The sequence below is a fragment of the Bacillus sp. TE8-1 genome, from assembly GCF_008368855.1.
Lineage (GTDB): Bacteria > Bacillota > Bacilli > Bacillales > Bacillaceae_G > Bacillus_A > Bacillus_A cereus.
In genome coordinates this window covers 1-16,283 of sequence record NZ_QPET01000050.1, presented here as the reverse complement: position 1 = coordinate 16,283, position 16,283 = coordinate 1, and the positions used below count along the sequence as shown (strand labels likewise).

Sequence of the window (16,283 nt, the reverse complement as noted above, 5' to 3'; positions counted from 1 at the left end):
TATAGACATTGACACTTATTAAAAGATAGGTTAAAATAACTATACATTAGTAAGTAGCTAATGTAATTAAATCTAACTAGAGGTGAAACAAATGAAAAATATTTTATTCCGTATTAACGAATTGTCCAAAAAAGAAAAAGCAACTGGATTAACAGTTGATGAAAAACAAGAACAACAAATGTTGCGTCAAAACTATACACAAACATTTCGTGGAAGCTTAGATTCCATTTTATTAAACACAAAAATTGTTGATCAAAATGGTCTTAACGTTACACCCGCCGCATTACAAGATGCTCAAATACGTTTAAAATTAAGCAAATGAGTTCCGCGCTAAAGAATTTTAATAAAACATAAACAGAGCTGGATTTCCTATATAGAAATTCCAGCTCTGTTTATTGTCTTTTCTAATTTAGTAAACGAGCGATACATCGCAATTCTCCACGACACAATCATCGCAAATGCAAGTAAGAAAAACATTCCGCTTAACTCTGCCAAATCAATTGATTGGCTTAAATATGACTTTAATGCCACGCGTACAGCTAATAAGCCTACTAAAATAAATATGAATGCTTTTGACGGTTTCATAAATATATGTTCGCCTTTTATTTCGAACTTAGTTGTTTTAATAAGAAAAATAGAAAAGATAAGCCCTATACTAATTGCCTCGACTATTTCTAACGATGTTAATCGAAACTCTGGTAAAAAGTACATCATCCCGCCTGTACTCATAAAAATTGGCGGCAATATAATTTTCTTTTTCGTTACCGGCTTTTTCGCTGCTTTAAAACGTAGAAACATTACCCCAACAGCCATACAAACTGCTACGACACTTGATAAAAGTGCTATCATACTTTCCACTCCTATCTATTTAAATGACTTTTTTAGCAAAATCATAAACCAATAAGTAACTACATGCCACATTATAGAATTTCTTCATTATATTCCTCCTGCTGTAAACTTTCCATATTCGCTGCAATCATTTTACGCAAAGTTTATGAACGGAATATGAACAAAAAAGCCATTCTGCAATTAATAATTGCAAAATGGCTTTTTAACTTATTTTAAATCGTCAATTGTGAAAGCACCTGGAAGTAATTGCTCAACAGTCACTTCTTTTTCATCACCTTTTACATTCGTTAGTAATACAGGCATTTTCGGATCACAGAATTCAGCAATTACTTGTCTACACGCACCACATGGTGAAATAGGTCCATCAGTTTCTCCTGTAATAACTAAATAACTAAAATCGCGCTCCCCTTCTGATACCGCTTTAAATATTGCTGTTCTTTCTGCACAGTTACATAAACCATAAGAAGCATTTTCTATATTACAACCAGTATAGATTTTCCCTTCTTTCGTAACTAACGCTGCGCCAACAGGAAATTTAGAATACGGAATATACGCTTTCGATAACATCTTGTTTGCTTCTTCAATATATTTTTTCTTATCCATATTATTTCCCCCTCAAAGTAAATGAAATGATGATTAGTCAGTAATAACTGTATGAACTAATTTAGGAGCCACTGCTGTTTCAGCAATAGAGATGTTCTCATAAATTTTTGCTTTTACATCTTCTACATTTTCACGATTTGCGTAGATTGTTACGAACGGCTCGCCTTCTTTTACTGCATCGCCAACTTTTTTACGTAACATTAATCCTACTGCTAAATCGATTTCATCTTCCTTCGTTGCACGACCTGCACCAAGTAACATAGCTGCAATACCAATCTCATCTGCAACAATGTTAGAAATAACACCTGAAGTTTTTGCAGGTACATCAATTACATACTTCGCTTGTGGCATTTTTTCTGGATTGTCTACAATTGAGCTATCTCCGCCTTGATTGCTTAAGAACTCTTTAAACTTCTCAGTTGCTTTTCCGTTCTTCATCACATCAATTAGCATTTCACGAGCTTCTTCTAACGTATTTGCTTTTTTCGCAAGTACGACCATTTGACTTCCTAATACGAGTACTAATTCTGTTAAATCTTCTGGACCTTCACCTTTTAACGTATCAATCGCTTCTTTCACTTCTAGAGCATTACCAATCGCAAATCCAAGAGGTTGTGACATATCTGAAATAACTGCCATTGTTTGACGTCCTACGTTATTTCCGATACGTACCATTGCATGTGCTAATTCTTTTGCATCTTCTTCTGTTTTCATAAATGCACCAGCACCTGTTTTTACATCAAGTACGATTGCGTCAGCACCAGCTGCAATTTTTTTACTCATAATTGAACTTGCGATTAAAGGAATTGAGTTAACAGTTCCTGTTACGTCGCGTAATGCATAAATCTTTTTATCTGCAGGTGTTAAGTTTCCTGTTTGTCCAATAACAGCTACTTTGTCACGGTTTACAATATCAATGAATTGTTCTTTCGTAATTTCAACGTGGAATCCTTCTACCGCTTCTAATTTATCAATTGTTCCGCCTGTATGTCCTAAACCACGACCAGACATTTTTGCTACTGGTACATCTAAAGCAGCTACTAACGGTCCTAATACTAATGTTGTTGTATCACCAACACCGCCAGTTGAATGTTTGTCTACTTTAATTCCTTCAATTGCTGATAAGTCGATCGTTTCTCCAGACTCAACCATCGCCATCGTTAAATCTGCACGTTCGCGATCTGTCATATCTTTAAAGAAGATTGCCATTGCAAGCGCACTCACTTGATAATCAGGAATACTTCCGTCTGTATATCCATTAATAAAGAATTTGATTTCTTCAGTCGTTAATTCTTTGCCGTCACGTTTTTTTGCAATAATATCTACCATTCTCATTACAATCACCATTCCTTTTTATATTATATAAATCTATTAAAATAATAAGCCAACGATTGTTGCTGATAAGAAACTTACTAATGTTGCACCGAATAGTAATTTCAAACCAAATCTTGCGACTACATTCCCTTGCTTTTCATTTAAGCTCTTAACTGCCCCTGCAATAATCCCAATTGAAGAGAAGTTTGCAAATGAAACTAAAAATACAGAGATAATCGCTGTCGTTCTATCTGAGAAATTAAAGTTTCCTTGTGCTAAATCTGTCATAGCGACAAATTCATTTGATACTAATTTTGTTGCCATAATATTTCCGGCATTAACTGCTTCATGCCAAGGTACACCCATAATAAATGCAAATGGTGCAAATGCATAACCAAGAATTTCTTGGAATGAAATACCGATTACACCTTTAAATACTGCATTAATGAATGCGATAAGAGCAACGAAACCGACTAACATAGCTGCTACTGTAATCGCAACTTTAAATCCATCAATAATGTATTCCCCTAATACTTCAAAGAAGGTCTTCTTCTCTTCTTCTTGTACTTCTAACATATCTTCTTCCTCAGTAACTTCATATGGGTTAATGATAGAAGCAATGATGAAACCACCGAATAAGTTAAGCACTAAAGCGGTTACAACATATTGTGGTTTTAATAACACCATATATGATCCAACGATAGACATAGAAACTGTAGACATTGCTGATGCACATAATGTATACATTCTTTTCTCTGGCAATAACCCTAGTTGTTTCTTAACTGAAATAAATACTTCAGATTGTCCTAAAATCGCAGATGCAACAGCGTTATATGATTCTAGTTTCCCCATTCCATTTACTTTACTTAATGCTAGACCGATAGATTTCACAATAATAGGTAATACTTTAATATGTTGCAAAATACCTATTAAGGCTGATATAAATACGATTGGCATTAATACACTTAAAAAGAACGAAAACTCTTTTTGATTTACTAATCCACCAAATACGAAATTCACACCGTCAGCGGCATATTTTAATAACTCTCCAAAACCATCTGCTATTCCGCTAATTAATATATTCCCTACACTTGTATTTAATAATAGAAACCCCAAAATGAATTGTAATATAACCATCGTTATGATTGGACGATATTTGACTTTCTTTCTATCATTACTAGCAAGCCAAGCGATACCTAAAATCAATACGAGGCCAAAAACACCGATTAAGTATTTCATAAGCCGTTTCCTCCCATTCGTATCCGCTTACATTTTTTCAATTATTAAAGCAATAGATATACTTTAAACGTATATCTATTGCTTTAACCTTTTATCGATTAGTAATTATCTGTAGCACCTTTTGCATCATTTAATACGATTGCAACACTAGCACTTGCTCCAACGCGAGAAGCTCCAGCAGCTACCATTTTGTCTGCATCTTCACGTGTACGAACACCGCCAGATGCTTTTACACCAACGTTTGGTCCTACTGTTTTACGCATTAATGCGATATCTTCAGCAGTTGCTCCGCCAGTTGAGAATCCAGTTGAAGTTTTTACGAAATCAGCACCAGCTTTTACTGATAATTCACAAGCACGTACTTTCTCTTCATCTGTTAATAGGCAAGTTTCAATGATTACTTTTACAAGAGCTTTTCCTTTTGCTGCTTGTACTACTTCATAAATGTCTTTTTCAACAAGTTCGTTGTCGCCATCTTTCAAAGCGCCTACGTTGATTACCATATCAACTTCAGTTGCACCTTTTGCAATAGCATCTTTTGTTTCAAATGCTTTTGTTTCAGTCGTGCTTGCTCCTAATGGGAAACCGATTACAGTACAAACGTCTACATCATGTCCAGCTAGTTCATCAGCCGCTAATTTTACCCATGTTGGGTTAATACAAACAGAAGCGAATTTATATTCCTTTGCTTCTTCGATTACTTTCATAACATCTTCTTTAGTAGTATTAGCTTTTAAAATTGTATGGTCAATTAACTTTGCAATGTTCATTATCTTCACTCCTCATATCTTTTAACAACTTCATTCTAACTCTTAGTTGAACAAATGTAAATACACTTTTGAAATTTTGTTCATTCTTTTTTAAAAGGAATTTTCTTGTAGTAAATAAAGCGCATTCTAACAAAGAACACTTCCTATATAATCAAATTTTCTATGTTAACAATGGTAGTATGTATCTCCATATCCATAATTATTTTTAAAAAGGCAATTTGTGTTCAAAAAAGACTCCTATCATTCATACATAACAAAATAAAAGGAGTTCTCAATATGTTAATTTTGAGAACTCCTTTTATTTCTAACCTTTTTGATAATGTAACAGTTCTTTTGCTGTATGCTGATCGATAATTAATACATTTGCATACCCGCCACGTAACGCACCATCAATTGCTTTTATTTTTCTATTACCACCTGCAACTAAAATAGAGCGTTTCTTTAATTTCAGTTCCTCTAACTCAATTCCAATTGTACGCTGATTAATCTCTTCGCTACTAATATTTCCGTCTCCATCAAAGAAACGTGAACAAATGTCACCGACCGATTGTTTTTTGAGTAAACTTGTTTCATCCTTATCGAAATAACCTAATCGGAATAATAGCGCTTCGTCTCGCACTGTTCCTACAGTGAAAATTGCAATATTCGCTTGTTTTCCCATTTCGATAATGTGATGAATATGTCGATCCTGCTCCACTAATTCTTTTGTCACTGCATTATCAAATATAACCGGAAGAGGTAGATTTCTTGGCGTCGTTTGAAAAGCATCTGCAAATAAAGCTATCGTCTCATTCGCATATGTATTTACACTTGAATGACTAATACCACCTTTTAGCTGGACAACCTCTACCCCTTTTACATGTTGCGGTACGATTTTTCTAGCGATTTCATACATCGTCATTCCCCAGCTTACACCAACAATATCACCGTTTTTAACCGTCTTTTCCATATACTCAGCAGCATATTTACTTATATACTCTGTAATCGTTGCATATTCCGGCACTGGAGAAAATACCACATGTGCCTCTAACAAGTTGTACTTTTCTTTCAGTAAATTCCCGACGTTATCTAAATCAGCAAATGGATCAGCGATGCTAATTTGAACAAACCCTTTTTCTTTCGCGTACTTTAACAATCTAGAAATCGTCGGTCTTGAAATATTTAATTTATTAGCAATTTCTTGCTGACTATAATCTGATTGATAATATAATCTTGCAACTTCAACGCTTAATTGTTGTTTATCTTTTTCCATAGTAACTCATTACAAATCCCTTCCTGTATTTCCCTTTCGTTACAAGCATTATACAGCTTTATGCAAAAAAATTCGACTACCGAATTTTATCTAACTGAACTTCTATTCCACTTATTATATACAATGAAACCTTATTGTGTAGATTTACAAACCCAATATAGAAACACTTAAAACATATAAATCGGTTTATATGTAATTCTTTATTGCTTTTCCTGTAGTAACGATAACAAAGCCGTTCAATAAGAAACATGAAACATCGTCTAAAAGCTATTCAAATACCCCTCATAAACAAAAGATACTGTTCATAAGGGGTATGTATTCAATTTAAGTTTATAAAAATCGGATGGAAACACTGCAAGTTCTCACTTATTTAGAATAAGAGAAAAGATGATGTTTTATTTGTTCAATAAAATAATGATGGTGTATATTATCGTTAGATACGCGACTTGCCATAATAGCTCCCTCCATTGAAGATGCAAGAAAAGAAGCGAGCGATATAATGTCTATATCTTCTTTAAGTTCTTGTTTCTCTATTCCTTCCTTTATGAGAGAAGCCATTAACATTACTGTATCATCATAACCTTTTGCTGCTGCTTTTTGTAATTCTGGAAATACTCCAGTACTTTCGATTGCGCTATTAAGTAATGGACAGCCTCCAGCAATAGGAGGATTATTAGCTGCATCTTGATATACAAGGAATATTGCAAGGATTTTATCGATTGCATTCTTTTTATTTTCCATTGCTTTATGAAAATGACTCCACATAATCTCACCACTTTTGTCGTAGGCAGCAAGGACAATTTCTTCTTTACTTTTAAATCTACGATAAATAGATCCTTTAGGTAACTCAGTAGCTGTCATTATATCCTGAATGGATGTGCGAGTTATCCCATTAGTATTAAATAAATATAAAGATGTTTCAATAATTTTTTCTTTTACCTTATCAACTTTAGTCATGCTTTGTAATCCTCCTAATGAAAACGATCCTAATATTCTAGGTAATGTTTACCCTCTATTTTCTTAATTTTTTTGTAAGTATAAATAAGTTCGGAACAGAAATATCTTATCAATCCCTATCTTATGGAAACCTCAAACAATACAGTTTGAAAAGAAGTTTATCAAATTATATTATCTATATAACTTAAGTGAATTTTCTGTCAAAATAACATGACCGATTGTTTAATTCAGTCATATTATACAACTAATTTTACCTAAAATCGTAGAGGTGTAAAAATATATAGTTAATTTTAACGTATAGACATATGATTATTATATATAATTTTTATTAATATGTTTAGCTAAAGTGTTTGAACTACTCCCACTTTCACTTCATTCTATAAAAGATTAACCATTAATGATTACTGGAATTAAATTGTAACAAAGCAACTGAAATATAAATATATTTGCTTTTTTCCATTTTGATTTTGTTAATACTTTATAAAAAGGGTTTAAAAAACTAGAAACTTGTAGTATCATTAGATTTCGATTCAGACCGAACCGTCCGGTTTAGAATCTTATATAAATATATTTAGAAGGAGAGCGTTATGCAGAAAGAAAAATCAAAAATTATAGGTAATTTAATTATGGGGGCAATACAGTGAACTTTATAAAAATGAATAAAAAAGAAATCATTATGCTAATAATCTTTACACTGTTTGTACCATTTCAAATTGGCTTGTACATACTATTTGGCATATCACTTTTAGCTAATGTCAATTTAGTTGAATCAGAATTTGTTCTTAGTGCCATCGGTTTTACTGTACCTGCTATTGTAGGAATCATTTGCTTTAGGAAAGAAATTATTGAAAGTTTTACTTATTTTAAAGAGAAGACAATTTTGAAAATAGTAAGTATTCCTATGGTAGTTTTATTTACGTTAATTGTGGAACAGTGTGTTATGCATTTTCTAGCAACTGGTCAACCAGAGAACCAAGAGCAGCTCCTTGAAACGGGTACAGAGGTACCTCTTGTATTTACATTGCTTGTATTTGGTATTCTGGGTCCAATACTTGAAGAAATTGTGTTTCGCCACATATTAATAAATCGTTTTTCTTACCATATTGGTACTGCTATTGCATCTATCATTTCGATTATGATTTTTACACTTCTTCATACGAACCAACTTGCGGATATTGCTATTTATTTACCTGGATCGTTGATACTTACTGCGGCTTATCTTATTTCTAAAAGATCCATTGCATATGTTATAGCGATACATATGTTAAACAATTGCCTTGGTTTCATTCTGTAAGAAACCAGACTTGTTTCTGATGCCAAAAATATTCTATGTTTCTATCAAGCATTTTTGGCATCAGAACTACTTTTTCTACGGCATAAGAAAGCTAATCAAAAATTATAATATATTAGGAGAGTGTCAGTCATGATTGTAACAACGACTTCTGGAATTCAAGGTAAAGAGATTATTGAGTATATTGATATTGTAAATGGTGAAGCTATTATGGGTGCAAACATTGTACGCGATGTATTCGCCTCCGTTCGTGATGTTGTCGGTGGCCGTGCTGGTGCTTATGAAAGTAAGCTAAAAGAAGCCCGTGATATTGCGATGGACGAAATGAAAGAACTTGCAAAACAAAAAGGTGCGAACGCTATCGTTGGCATTGACGTAGATTACGAAGTTGTTCGTGATGGAATGTTAATGGTTGCTGTCAGTGGTACAGCTGTACGTATATAAGTAAATAAAAAACAGGCTCACCCCTTGGAATTTATACTTTGAGGGGAGATCCTGGTTCTGTTGCAGATTTTAAAGAATAAAACGAGAAATAATCAACTTTTTTATTTCTCGTTTTATCTACATATTTATTTTTGGAAAAATAACCTAACTCCAAATACTAACAATACTGTGCCTGTAATACCCTCCATTGTACGGTTCACTCGTTCTTTTCTTAAAAAAATTCTTAATTGACGTATTAGCGAGATATAAAGCAAATACCATATTCCAGTCAAAGTCGTAAATGTGAGTCCTAACAAAAGAAATTGGAAGAAATGATTTTGATTACTCACAATAAATTGAGGGAGAAAGCTTAAGAAAAATACAGCCGTTTTTGGGTTTAAGATTGCCGTTGTAAATCCTTGTCTAAAACTTTTAATCGTCCCAATATCCTTAGAGTGCCTTTCCAATAAAACTTGCATATCTTCTTTTTTAGAAAAAGCACTTTTAATTGACTTTACAGCTAAGTAAATTAAATAAAAAGCTCCAGCATATTTTATAAATGTAAATAACATAGAAAATTTCATTAGGATGGCAGAGAGTCCTAGCGTAGCCATTATTGTATGAATCATCATTCCAGATATCGTTCCTAAGACAGTCTTCATCCCACCATTTTTGCCATACGCTATAGTATTTTTTGTAACTAGTGCAAAACCAGGACCAGGCATGATTATGATTAGCATTGCTGTAAGAATAAATAATAAATAATTTTCCATGTTCTAATATTTCCTTTCCAATTTTTAGTTTTTCTTACAGTATAGCTTTTTTCATTAAAACATTACATATAAAAAGCTTGATCAGAAGTTTATTTAGGTTATTCGTATCAATTTGATTAACTATTACCCAATAGCCACATTGATAAAACACAGTTCAACTCTCACAAAAAACAGGATAAAAAAATAAACAGCAGAACTAGTCCACTGTTTACTTTGCCACACCTTCATGTAATTTTTCTGTATAATCCTTTACATCTTTCCAGCTATCTTTCGCTGTATGTAAATCTTCTTTTATAAACGTAAACTCTTCCGGACTAATTCCTTTTACGTTTTGTAGTAAATTATTATATTTTGCACCTACTGTATACCATTGATTTGATATGTTTTGTAGTGCTGTAATTGCTGCATCAATTGTTTCTGTCATGTTTGTTGTTTTATTTTTTACATCAGTCAAAATTACGACTTCTGCTTGTGCTCCTGAAATTCTATCTTTTAAATTGGCGATTTCTCTTTCTGCATTTGCGATATCTTTTTTCGCAACCGCAATCATCGGCCCGCCAGCAAGACATGTTATTAGAGCTACGCAAAGTACGCCACCAGCAATGACCATATCATTACTCTTTTTAATCGAATCGTTATATGTATTTATTTGTTGCTCTAGAGCTGGAATACCAGCATTCGTACTTGCCAATATCGATGTTAACTGATTTGTATCCTCTTTGAAACTATTTGTATCTTTCGCCATTCTATCGCGAAAAGCTTTCAAATTTCCTAATAATCCATCTACCTCATTTTGATTCTTTACAATATCCGCATACAACTTTTCTAAATCAGCTTTTAATTTTCCGCTATCCTTTTGATCAATCGCTATTAACATGTCATTATAATACGATTGAAAAGTATTATTGTAATTTATAATATTTTGATCTGTTTTCATAATTTGAGGCTTCATATTATTTAACCAATATGCCGCATTAATTTTTGCATCTCTTTGATGCCGAATCATATTCCCTTTAAATTCACTATTAATCGAACTTATTTTACTTAAATCCGTCTCTTGTTGATTTTGAATTAATTTTGCATATGAATCCATTGCAAATATGCTTGATGTCGTTTGTGCCATTACATCTTGGAATCCTGCTGGTCCAAGAGAATAGTTTTTCACATTTTCTTGTAGCACCGTTACATTTTGTTCTGCTGCAAAAGGATGTAAAGGAAATGCGTTACTCGTTGCCACCCCAGCAATCATTACCGCTAAAAGACATTTTTTATAAAATCGTTTCTGCATATTTTTCACCTATTCTCTTTATAAGGATATCAAAAGCTCCTGCTCACAACTGAACAGGAGCTTCAAATCATTCATCAACACTTAACGCCCTAACGATTCGTATTCGATTATGCTTTTTTCGTATCTACTACTTTAATATCTTCAGCATAAATCTTTTCTGCATAGTCTTTAATGTTTTTCCAGCTATCTTTCGCAATGTTTAAATCTTCTTTAATGAAAACAAGATCGTTTGGACTAATTGAATCCACATTTTGAAGTAAAGAATTGTATTTTGATCCCATTGTATACCATTGGTTTGAAATGTTTTGCAACGCTGTAATTGCAGTATCAATCGTATTTGTTAAATACTCTGTTTGTGTTTTAATGTTCGTTAATCCTGCTACTTCTAATTGCGCAGTTGTAACTTGTCCTGTTATCTTTTGAATTTCTGCTTGTGCATTATCAAGCTCTTTCTTCGCTAATACGATTCCAGCTGTACCACCGCCTACAGCTGCTGCGCCACCTGCAATTAATGCTACTCCTAGCGGTGTTCCTGCGCCCGTAGCAATAACTACTGCACCACCGATAATTGCAATTGGTCCTAGAGCTGTCGCAACAGATGAACCGATAATAATTGCATTATATTTACTAATTGCTTCATTGTACGTTGTAATTTGATTTTGCAGAAGCGGAATCCCTGCATCTTGACTAGCTAATATAGATGTAATTTGATTTGCATCACCCTTGAAGTTTTGCGTATCCGAAGTCATTTTATTTCGGAATTTCTTCAAGTCTTCTACTAACTGATCCACTTGCGCTTTATTTTCATTAATACTACTTGATAATCTAGTTAAGCCTTTCGTAAGAGTTGCTTTATCCTTTGCATCAACTGCAGCAACTAAAGTATCATAATAGTTTTGGAATTTCGTATTGTAGTTAATGATATTTTGATTCGTTGAAATAAGCTGTGGTTTTAATACATCTAACCATTGCTTCGCATTTCCTCTCGCTGTATCTTGATGCTGAATGACTTTTCCTTTTAAAGCCGCATCAACAGATGATACATTACCAAAGTTAACATTACCTTGTTTAATAATTGTTAAAGCGTACAGATCCATTACTAAAGCATTTGAACCTGTTCTTTCCATTGCATCTTTTAAGCCTTCTGGTCCTAATGAATATTCTTCATAGTCATTATAAGCTTTTGCTACCGCATGAACTGGAGCTTGTTTCACTGTACTTTCAGCTGCATACGTATGAGCCGGCATAATATTTCCTGCTGCAAATACTGCCATCAGTGCTGATAGAGCCATTACTTTATAAGGTTTTTTTGTCATTTTTCTTCTCTCCCTATATCGCTAATTATTTTTCTGTTTAATGTACTTCAACGTTTGTAACGTAATCTTCAAATTGATTTGTTTGCTTATTCATTTCATCACTTACTTTTTTAATTTGATTGAAATGTTTTTGAAGTAAACTACTGTCTGTATACGTGCCTTCTTCAACATTTGTTTGAATTTGGATCATATTATTATTTAAAACTTTCCAATCCGTTAATAACGTTTCTAAAGTTGTAATTTGACGATCAATTAATTCTGTAAAGCTATTTACTTGATCTTCAACGAATGTAATTTGAGTCGCTTCTGCTTCAGTTTGTGATAACTTTTGAATAAGTGGCAATAACTCTTTTTGCTTTTGTTGAATGCGAAGAGCTGCTTCCCTCGTTTGACTATCTGCGGCATTTACAATTTCATTACTTAAAGTACCGATAGAAACAAAATCGATTGTTTTCGTTTGTGCAGTTTGATTTGTGATTGTAAATACTTGTTTACCGATATTAATAGAACCTTTAATGATTTCTTGAGGTCTATTCAAAATAGTAGTTAGTTCAGCTTGAATTTCCCCTTGAATCCTTTTAATATCTTCTCTTAATTTCACAATATCTCCGCTTGATCCTTGCAGTGTTTTTATTGCTTCATCGGCTTTAATTGATAAGTTGTTACTATCTTTATCTAATACTGTTTTAAATCGATTTAACTCTAATAAATCTTGCTCCATACTCTCTTGGATGCTCTGTACTTGCAATTGTAATTTTCCATATGCACTCATAAAATCTGATTTTGCTTGCTGATCTTCATTTATGTTTCCTGCTAGTTCATAGAGCTTACTATAATAGCTATTGAATCTAGTGCTGTATCTCATCATCTCTTGATTTAAGTCAATTAGCTTCGGATTATATTCATCAATCCACTCTCGTACATTCGCCTTTGCAAACTTTTGATGATTCGTTAAGCTACTCATCGCATTTACCTTAATGTCTGGCTGTTGCAAAATAATTAATCCGTATGCTTGAATAAGCGGTGATTGTGATCCTAACATTCTAATTGAATTGGATAATGTATTTGGAGCAATTACATTTTGCGCATATACTGTTTTCACTTCCGTTTGCCCCTCCTTAGCGTAAGCGCTTACAGGAATGAAGCAACTCGTAGATACTGCTGTAACCAATAACCCTGTAATTAAAGTTTTTTTCACTTTAACTCCTCCTATGTATTAGCAACTATTACTATCGCATTTTATTATTCTATTTTCTTGCATATAATTTAAGATAGTTAAAATAGAGGACGTACTCACCGTGATTGACGTACGAACCATCTCTCCCAACTGTTATTGCCACAGTACTTACTTATTGTTATAAAACTTTTCATATGTGCTTAGTATGAATAACATTGCATAAATTTTCTATCGACCCTCATTTTCCACATCGATACAGTGAATATATTACATAAAAATATTATTCATTTTAAACTTAATAACGTAAGTAAATATGAAATTCCGTTTTGTTTTCATATAAGTTTTGTACTGTAAGGTCATTTAAACACAGCTGTTTATATATCGTAAAGAAGTATTTTCATTCCCTTTATTTTCAAGCTTTCATGTCCTTATTTCAAAATATAATCCGATTCGCTTTATCGATTGAAATATCTACATATCACAACAGAAAACACTACTTTCAAATAACCAATTAAATTATATTAGTATAATTTTTAAGCCCATATGCAATTATGCATAGCATATACACAAAAAGGATAGCTTCATTTTCACAAAGCTATCCTTAAAAATCTTCTTATTTTTTCAAATGATATGGAACTGTCGTAATAACAACATTTCTTTTATAAAGTAAATACGCACGTATGAGTAAACTGGATTGATTATGAAGAATGTTATGCCAACCTTTTTTCGGAATAAACTGTGGTATAACGACCGTAACACGGTAATTCGATTCACTCGCCTTATATTGCACTGTATCGATAAACTTCGTTAGCGGCTGAATAATACTTCTATAATGGGAATGTAATGTAACAAGCCTTACTTCAGGTTGCCACTTCTTCCATTTCTCTTCAAATTTCTTTTCCTCTTCTCTGTCAAAAGCAACATATACTGCGATAACTTGATCTGCCGAAAGAGATTTCGCATAGTTCAATGAATTTTCTACTACATGGGTCATACCTGCTACAGGAACGACAATTACATTCCCCTCAATTGGAATAAGAGGTTCGCAAGTTTTTAAACTTAATTGATCACCCACTGCATCATAATGCTTCTTAATTCGATGGAATAAGAAGATAATAACTGGTAAGAAAATAAGAATCGACCAAACTTGTGCAAATTTAGTTAAAAAGAACATGCTCATTACGATAAAACTAATAACTGCACCAATTAAATTAACCGTTAATCTTAAAGCCCATCCTTCAGGCTTTTCGCGAAGCCATTTTAATACCATCCCTGTTTGAGAAAGTGTAAATGGAATAAATACACCTACTGCATATAACGGAATTAAATGTTCTGTTTGTCCTTGGAAAGCTACAATTAAAATAATCGAAGCAACTCCAAGTATAATAATACCGTTTGAGTAACCTAGACGGTCTCCTCTAATCGTAAACATTCTCGGTATGAATTTATCTTTTGCAAGGTTAACCGCTAATAAAGGAAATGCAGAATAACCTGTATTAGCAGCGAGAATTAATATTAAAGCTGTTGTACCTTGTATGAAATAGTACATGAAATTACGTCCAAATGTTTGTTCAGCAATTTGAGAAACAACTGTTACTTCTTTACTCGGAGTCACTCCGTAATAATAAGCTAAAAATACAATTCCTGAAAATAACACAGCAAGTAATGCACCCATTGCAAGCAATGTTTTTGCAGCATTGTTTGGCGCAGGATCTTTAAAGTTCGGAATTGCATTTGAAATTGCTTCAACACCTGTTAAAGCAGAACTACCTGATGCAAATGCTCTTAACAGTAAAAACAAACTAATACCCGCAACCGGCGTTCCGATCGGCGTGTGTAAAGTTGGTGAAACGTGACCAGTCAAAATATTATATATGCCTACACCAATTAATATAAATAGGGCTAAAACAAATAAATAAACAGGATATGCTAAAACAGAAGCTGATTCCGTTACTCCTCTTAAATTTAAGATCGTAATAAATATAACAAATATAATCGCAATGATTACATTATGTGCATGTAAACTAGGAAAAGCAGATGTTAGCGCATCTGTACCTGCAGATACACTTACCGCAACAGTTAAAATATAGTCGACTAATAAAGATCCTCCAGCAATTAAGCCTGGATTCATCCCTAAATTTTCTTTTGATACAACATACGCTCCCCCGCCATGCGGATAAGCAAAAATAATTTGACGATAAGATAAAATAAGGGCTGTCAATAATACTAATACCCCAACAGCGATCGGAATGGAATACCAATAAGCGATCGCTCCCACACCTGCTAAAGCAATTAAAATTTGTTCTGGACCGTAAGCAACTGATGACAATGCGTCAGAAGATAAAATAGCTAAAGCTTTCGTTTTATTAAGCTTTTGTTCTCCAAGCTCTGTTGATTTTAACGGTCTTCCAATTAAAAATCTTTTAATAGATGAAACCAATGCTGTCCACTCTCCAATAATTTTGTACGAACTTTTCTGCTTGTTACAGCCAGTAAACTATTTCTTCAGAAAACAAAAAATGTCTACAAGCCATAGCGAAATAGACTTGTAGACATTATTTTTTTTGTCGCACAAGCTCCACCTTCCTTCTCAATATAACGCTTACGAGGTTAGCTGTCGGATTCGGGCCTATGAGTAGCCCTACCTTTTTCAAGGATTCACCCCATCGGATTATGTACTAATCCGTAAAAACGGGTCCCCCGTACCATGCGGTTTCAGCGATTTAGAAAATTGAAACTGTGGATTATAATACTCCTTTATTTTCAAAAAGTAAACAAAAATTTTTAATAAGAAAAAAATTAAAATGATTGCGCATAATCCGCTGAGAAATATACATAATGAATATTAAAAATCCGCAAAGGAGACCCATATGTCTAAAGAAAAGAAGCCTATTTTTTCCGATTCATATTTAGATGCAGTAGCAAATGAAATTAATCAGTTATATGGTAAACGTGAACAGGAAATAAATTTGACAGATAGAACGAAAAGAAATAAATAATTTGTCATACAAAAAAATAAAAAAGATAGCAA

Annotated in this window: 16 protein-coding genes and 1 riboswitch; of the genes, 4 read left to right on the top strand and 12 right to left on the bottom strand. The window is 33.3% G+C overall.

The window, feature by feature from the left end; translation table 11 throughout:
• The first annotated feature begins 91 nt into the window (after positions 1-91).
• A complete protein-coding gene (locus DN404_RS29750; protein ID WP_000789783.1) occupies positions 92-322 on the top strand; it encodes a DUF896 domain-containing protein in 231 nt (76 codons plus the stop codon).
• 47 nt (positions 323-369) lie between these two features.
• Here the strand turns inward: DN404_RS29750 and DN404_RS29745 are convergent, their stop codons facing one another.
• The 7 genes from DN404_RS29745 to DN404_RS29715 all read right to left on the bottom strand — a co-directional run bounded on the left by DN404_RS29745 (position 370) and on the right by DN404_RS29715 (position 6,984).
• Entirely contained in the window at positions 370-849 is a 480-nt protein-coding gene (locus DN404_RS29745) for a CcdC family protein (RefSeq protein WP_000561076.1), read from the bottom strand.
• A gap of 207 nt (positions 850-1,056) precedes the next feature.
• Positions 1,057-1,452 (bottom strand): cytidine deaminase, encoded by a 396-nt coding sequence (locus DN404_RS29740; protein ID WP_000358533.1) that lies wholly within the window; start codon positions 1,450-1,452, stop codon positions 1,057-1,059.
• Positions 1,453-1,485: 33 nt separating this feature from the next.
• Positions 1,486-2,787, bottom strand: coding sequence for a pyrimidine-nucleoside phosphorylase (locus tag DN404_RS29735; protein WP_149215836.1), 1,302 nt, complete (start codon positions 2,785-2,787; stop codon positions 1,486-1,488).
• A 36-nt stretch (positions 2,788-2,823) separates the two neighbouring features.
• On the bottom strand, positions 2,824-4,005 hold the full coding sequence (locus DN404_RS29730) for a NupC/NupG family nucleoside CNT transporter (protein WP_000876188.1): 1,182 nt from the start codon (positions 4,003-4,005) through the stop codon (positions 2,824-2,826).
• 98 nt (positions 4,006-4,103) lie between these two features.
• A complete protein-coding gene (deoC, locus tag DN404_RS29725) occupies positions 4,104-4,775 on the bottom strand; it encodes a deoxyribose-phosphate aldolase (RefSeq protein WP_001017441.1) in 672 nt (223 codons plus the stop codon).
• A 304-nt stretch (positions 4,776-5,079) separates the two neighbouring features.
• Positions 5,080-6,027, bottom strand: coding sequence for a sugar-binding transcriptional regulator (locus DN404_RS29720; protein WP_071730958.1), 948 nt, complete (start codon positions 6,025-6,027; stop codon positions 5,080-5,082).
• Positions 6,028-6,393: 366 nt separating this feature from the next.
• Complete coding sequence (locus DN404_RS29715; protein ID WP_149215835.1) at positions 6,394-6,984, bottom strand: TetR/AcrR family transcriptional regulator; 591 nt, start codon at positions 6,982-6,984, stop codon at positions 6,394-6,396.
• A gap of 640 nt (positions 6,985-7,624) precedes the next feature.
• Between DN404_RS29715 and DN404_RS29710 the strand changes: the two genes are divergently transcribed.
• Together DN404_RS29710 and DN404_RS29705 are read left to right on the top strand one after the other, a co-directional pair.
• Positions 7,625-8,278, top strand: coding sequence for a CPBP family intramembrane glutamic endopeptidase (locus tag DN404_RS29710; protein WP_001009299.1), 654 nt, complete (start codon positions 7,625-7,627; stop codon positions 8,276-8,278).
• Between the two features lie 129 nt (positions 8,279-8,407).
• Positions 8,408-8,719, top strand: a complete 312-nt coding sequence (locus DN404_RS29705; protein ID WP_000637514.1) for a heavy metal-binding domain-containing protein — start codon at positions 8,408-8,410, stop codon at positions 8,717-8,719.
• Between the two features lie 125 nt (positions 8,720-8,844).
• Here the strand turns inward: DN404_RS29705 and DN404_RS29700 are convergent, their stop codons facing one another.
• From DN404_RS29700 to DN404_RS29680, 5 genes are all read right to left on the bottom strand, one after another.
• Positions 8,845-9,471, bottom strand: coding sequence for a LysE family translocator (locus DN404_RS29700; RefSeq protein ID WP_000432980.1), 627 nt, complete (start codon positions 9,469-9,471; stop codon positions 8,845-8,847).
• 208 nt (positions 9,472-9,679) lie between these two features.
• On the bottom strand, positions 9,680-10,759 hold the full coding sequence (gene nheC, locus DN404_RS29695; protein WP_098273009.1) for a non-hemolytic enterotoxin NHE subunit C: 1,080 nt from the start codon (positions 10,757-10,759) through the stop codon (positions 9,680-9,682).
• A gap of 107 nt (positions 10,760-10,866) precedes the next feature.
• Positions 10,867-12,075, bottom strand: a complete 1,209-nt coding sequence (gene nheB / locus DN404_RS29690) for a non-hemolytic enterotoxin NHE subunit B (protein WP_000162968.1) — start codon at positions 12,073-12,075, stop codon at positions 10,867-10,869.
• Positions 12,076-12,112: 37 nt separating this feature from the next.
• Positions 12,113-13,273 (bottom strand): non-hemolytic enterotoxin NHE subunit A, encoded by a 1,161-nt coding sequence (nheA, locus tag DN404_RS29685; RefSeq protein WP_149215834.1) that lies wholly within the window; start codon positions 13,271-13,273, stop codon positions 12,113-12,115.
• A gap of 592 nt (positions 13,274-13,865) precedes the next feature.
• Positions 13,866-15,692 (bottom strand): APC family permease, encoded by a 1,827-nt coding sequence (locus DN404_RS29680; protein WP_016122295.1) that lies wholly within the window; start codon positions 15,690-15,692, stop codon positions 13,866-13,868.
• A gap of 144 nt (positions 15,693-15,836) precedes the next feature.
• A riboswitch (cyclic di-AMP (ydaO/yuaA leader) is annotated at positions 15,837-15,983 on the bottom strand.
• 139 nt (positions 15,984-16,122) lie between these two features.
• On the opposite strand from DN404_RS29680, the gene DN404_RS31165 reads away from it, so the two are divergent.
• Positions 16,123-16,251 carry a hypothetical protein gene (locus DN404_RS31165; RefSeq protein WP_000031873.1) on the top strand — a complete coding sequence of 43 codons (129 nt, stop codon included), beginning with the start codon at positions 16,123-16,125 and terminating at the stop codon, positions 16,249-16,251.
• Positions 16,252-16,283 lie beyond the last annotated feature (32 nt).

What these genes read in the sequence shown, in the direction of transcription:
- DN404_RS29750 (WP_000789783.1), top strand. Translation starts at nt 92, where the DNA reads ATGAAAAATATTTTATTCCGTATTAACGAATTGTCCAAAAAAGAAAAA.
- DN404_RS29745 (WP_000561076.1), bottom strand. Translation starts at nt 849, where the DNA reads ATGATAGCACTTTTATCAAGTGTCGTAGCAGTTTGTATGGCTGTTGGG.
- DN404_RS29740 (WP_000358533.1), bottom strand. Translation starts at nt 1,452, where the DNA reads ATGGATAAGAAAAAATATATTGAAGAAGCAAACAAGATGTTATCGAAA.
- DN404_RS29735 (WP_149215836.1), bottom strand. Translation starts at nt 2,787, where the DNA reads ATGAGAATGGTAGATATTATTGCAAAAAAACGTGACGGCAAAGAATTA.
- DN404_RS29730 (WP_000876188.1), bottom strand. Translation starts at nt 4,005, where the DNA reads ATGAAATACTTAATCGGTGTTTTTGGCCTCGTATTGATTTTAGGTATC.
- deoC (WP_001017441.1), bottom strand. Translation starts at nt 4,775, where the DNA reads ATGAACATTGCAAAGTTAATTGACCATACAATTTTAAAAGCTAATACT.
- DN404_RS29720 (WP_071730958.1), bottom strand. Translation starts at nt 6,027, where the DNA reads ATGGAAAAAGATAAACAACAATTAAGCGTTGAAGTTGCAAGATTATAT.
- DN404_RS29715 (WP_149215835.1), bottom strand. Translation starts at nt 6,984, where the DNA reads ATGACTAAAGTTGATAAGGTAAAAGAAAAAATTATTGAAACATCTTTA.
- DN404_RS29705 (WP_000637514.1), top strand. Translation starts at nt 8,408, where the DNA reads ATGATTGTAACAACGACTTCTGGAATTCAAGGTAAAGAGATTATTGAG.
- DN404_RS29700 (WP_000432980.1), bottom strand. Translation starts at nt 9,471, where the DNA reads ATGGAAAATTATTTATTATTTATTCTTACAGCAATGCTAATCATAATC.
- nheC (WP_098273009.1), bottom strand. Translation starts at nt 10,759, where the DNA reads ATGCAGAAACGATTTTATAAAAAATGTCTTTTAGCGGTAATGATTGCT.
- nheB (WP_000162968.1), bottom strand. Translation starts at nt 12,075, where the DNA reads ATGACAAAAAAACCTTATAAAGTAATGGCTCTATCAGCACTGATGGCA.
- DN404_RS31165 (WP_000031873.1), top strand. Translation starts at nt 16,123, where the DNA reads ATGTCTAAAGAAAAGAAGCCTATTTTTTCCGATTCATATTTAGATGCA.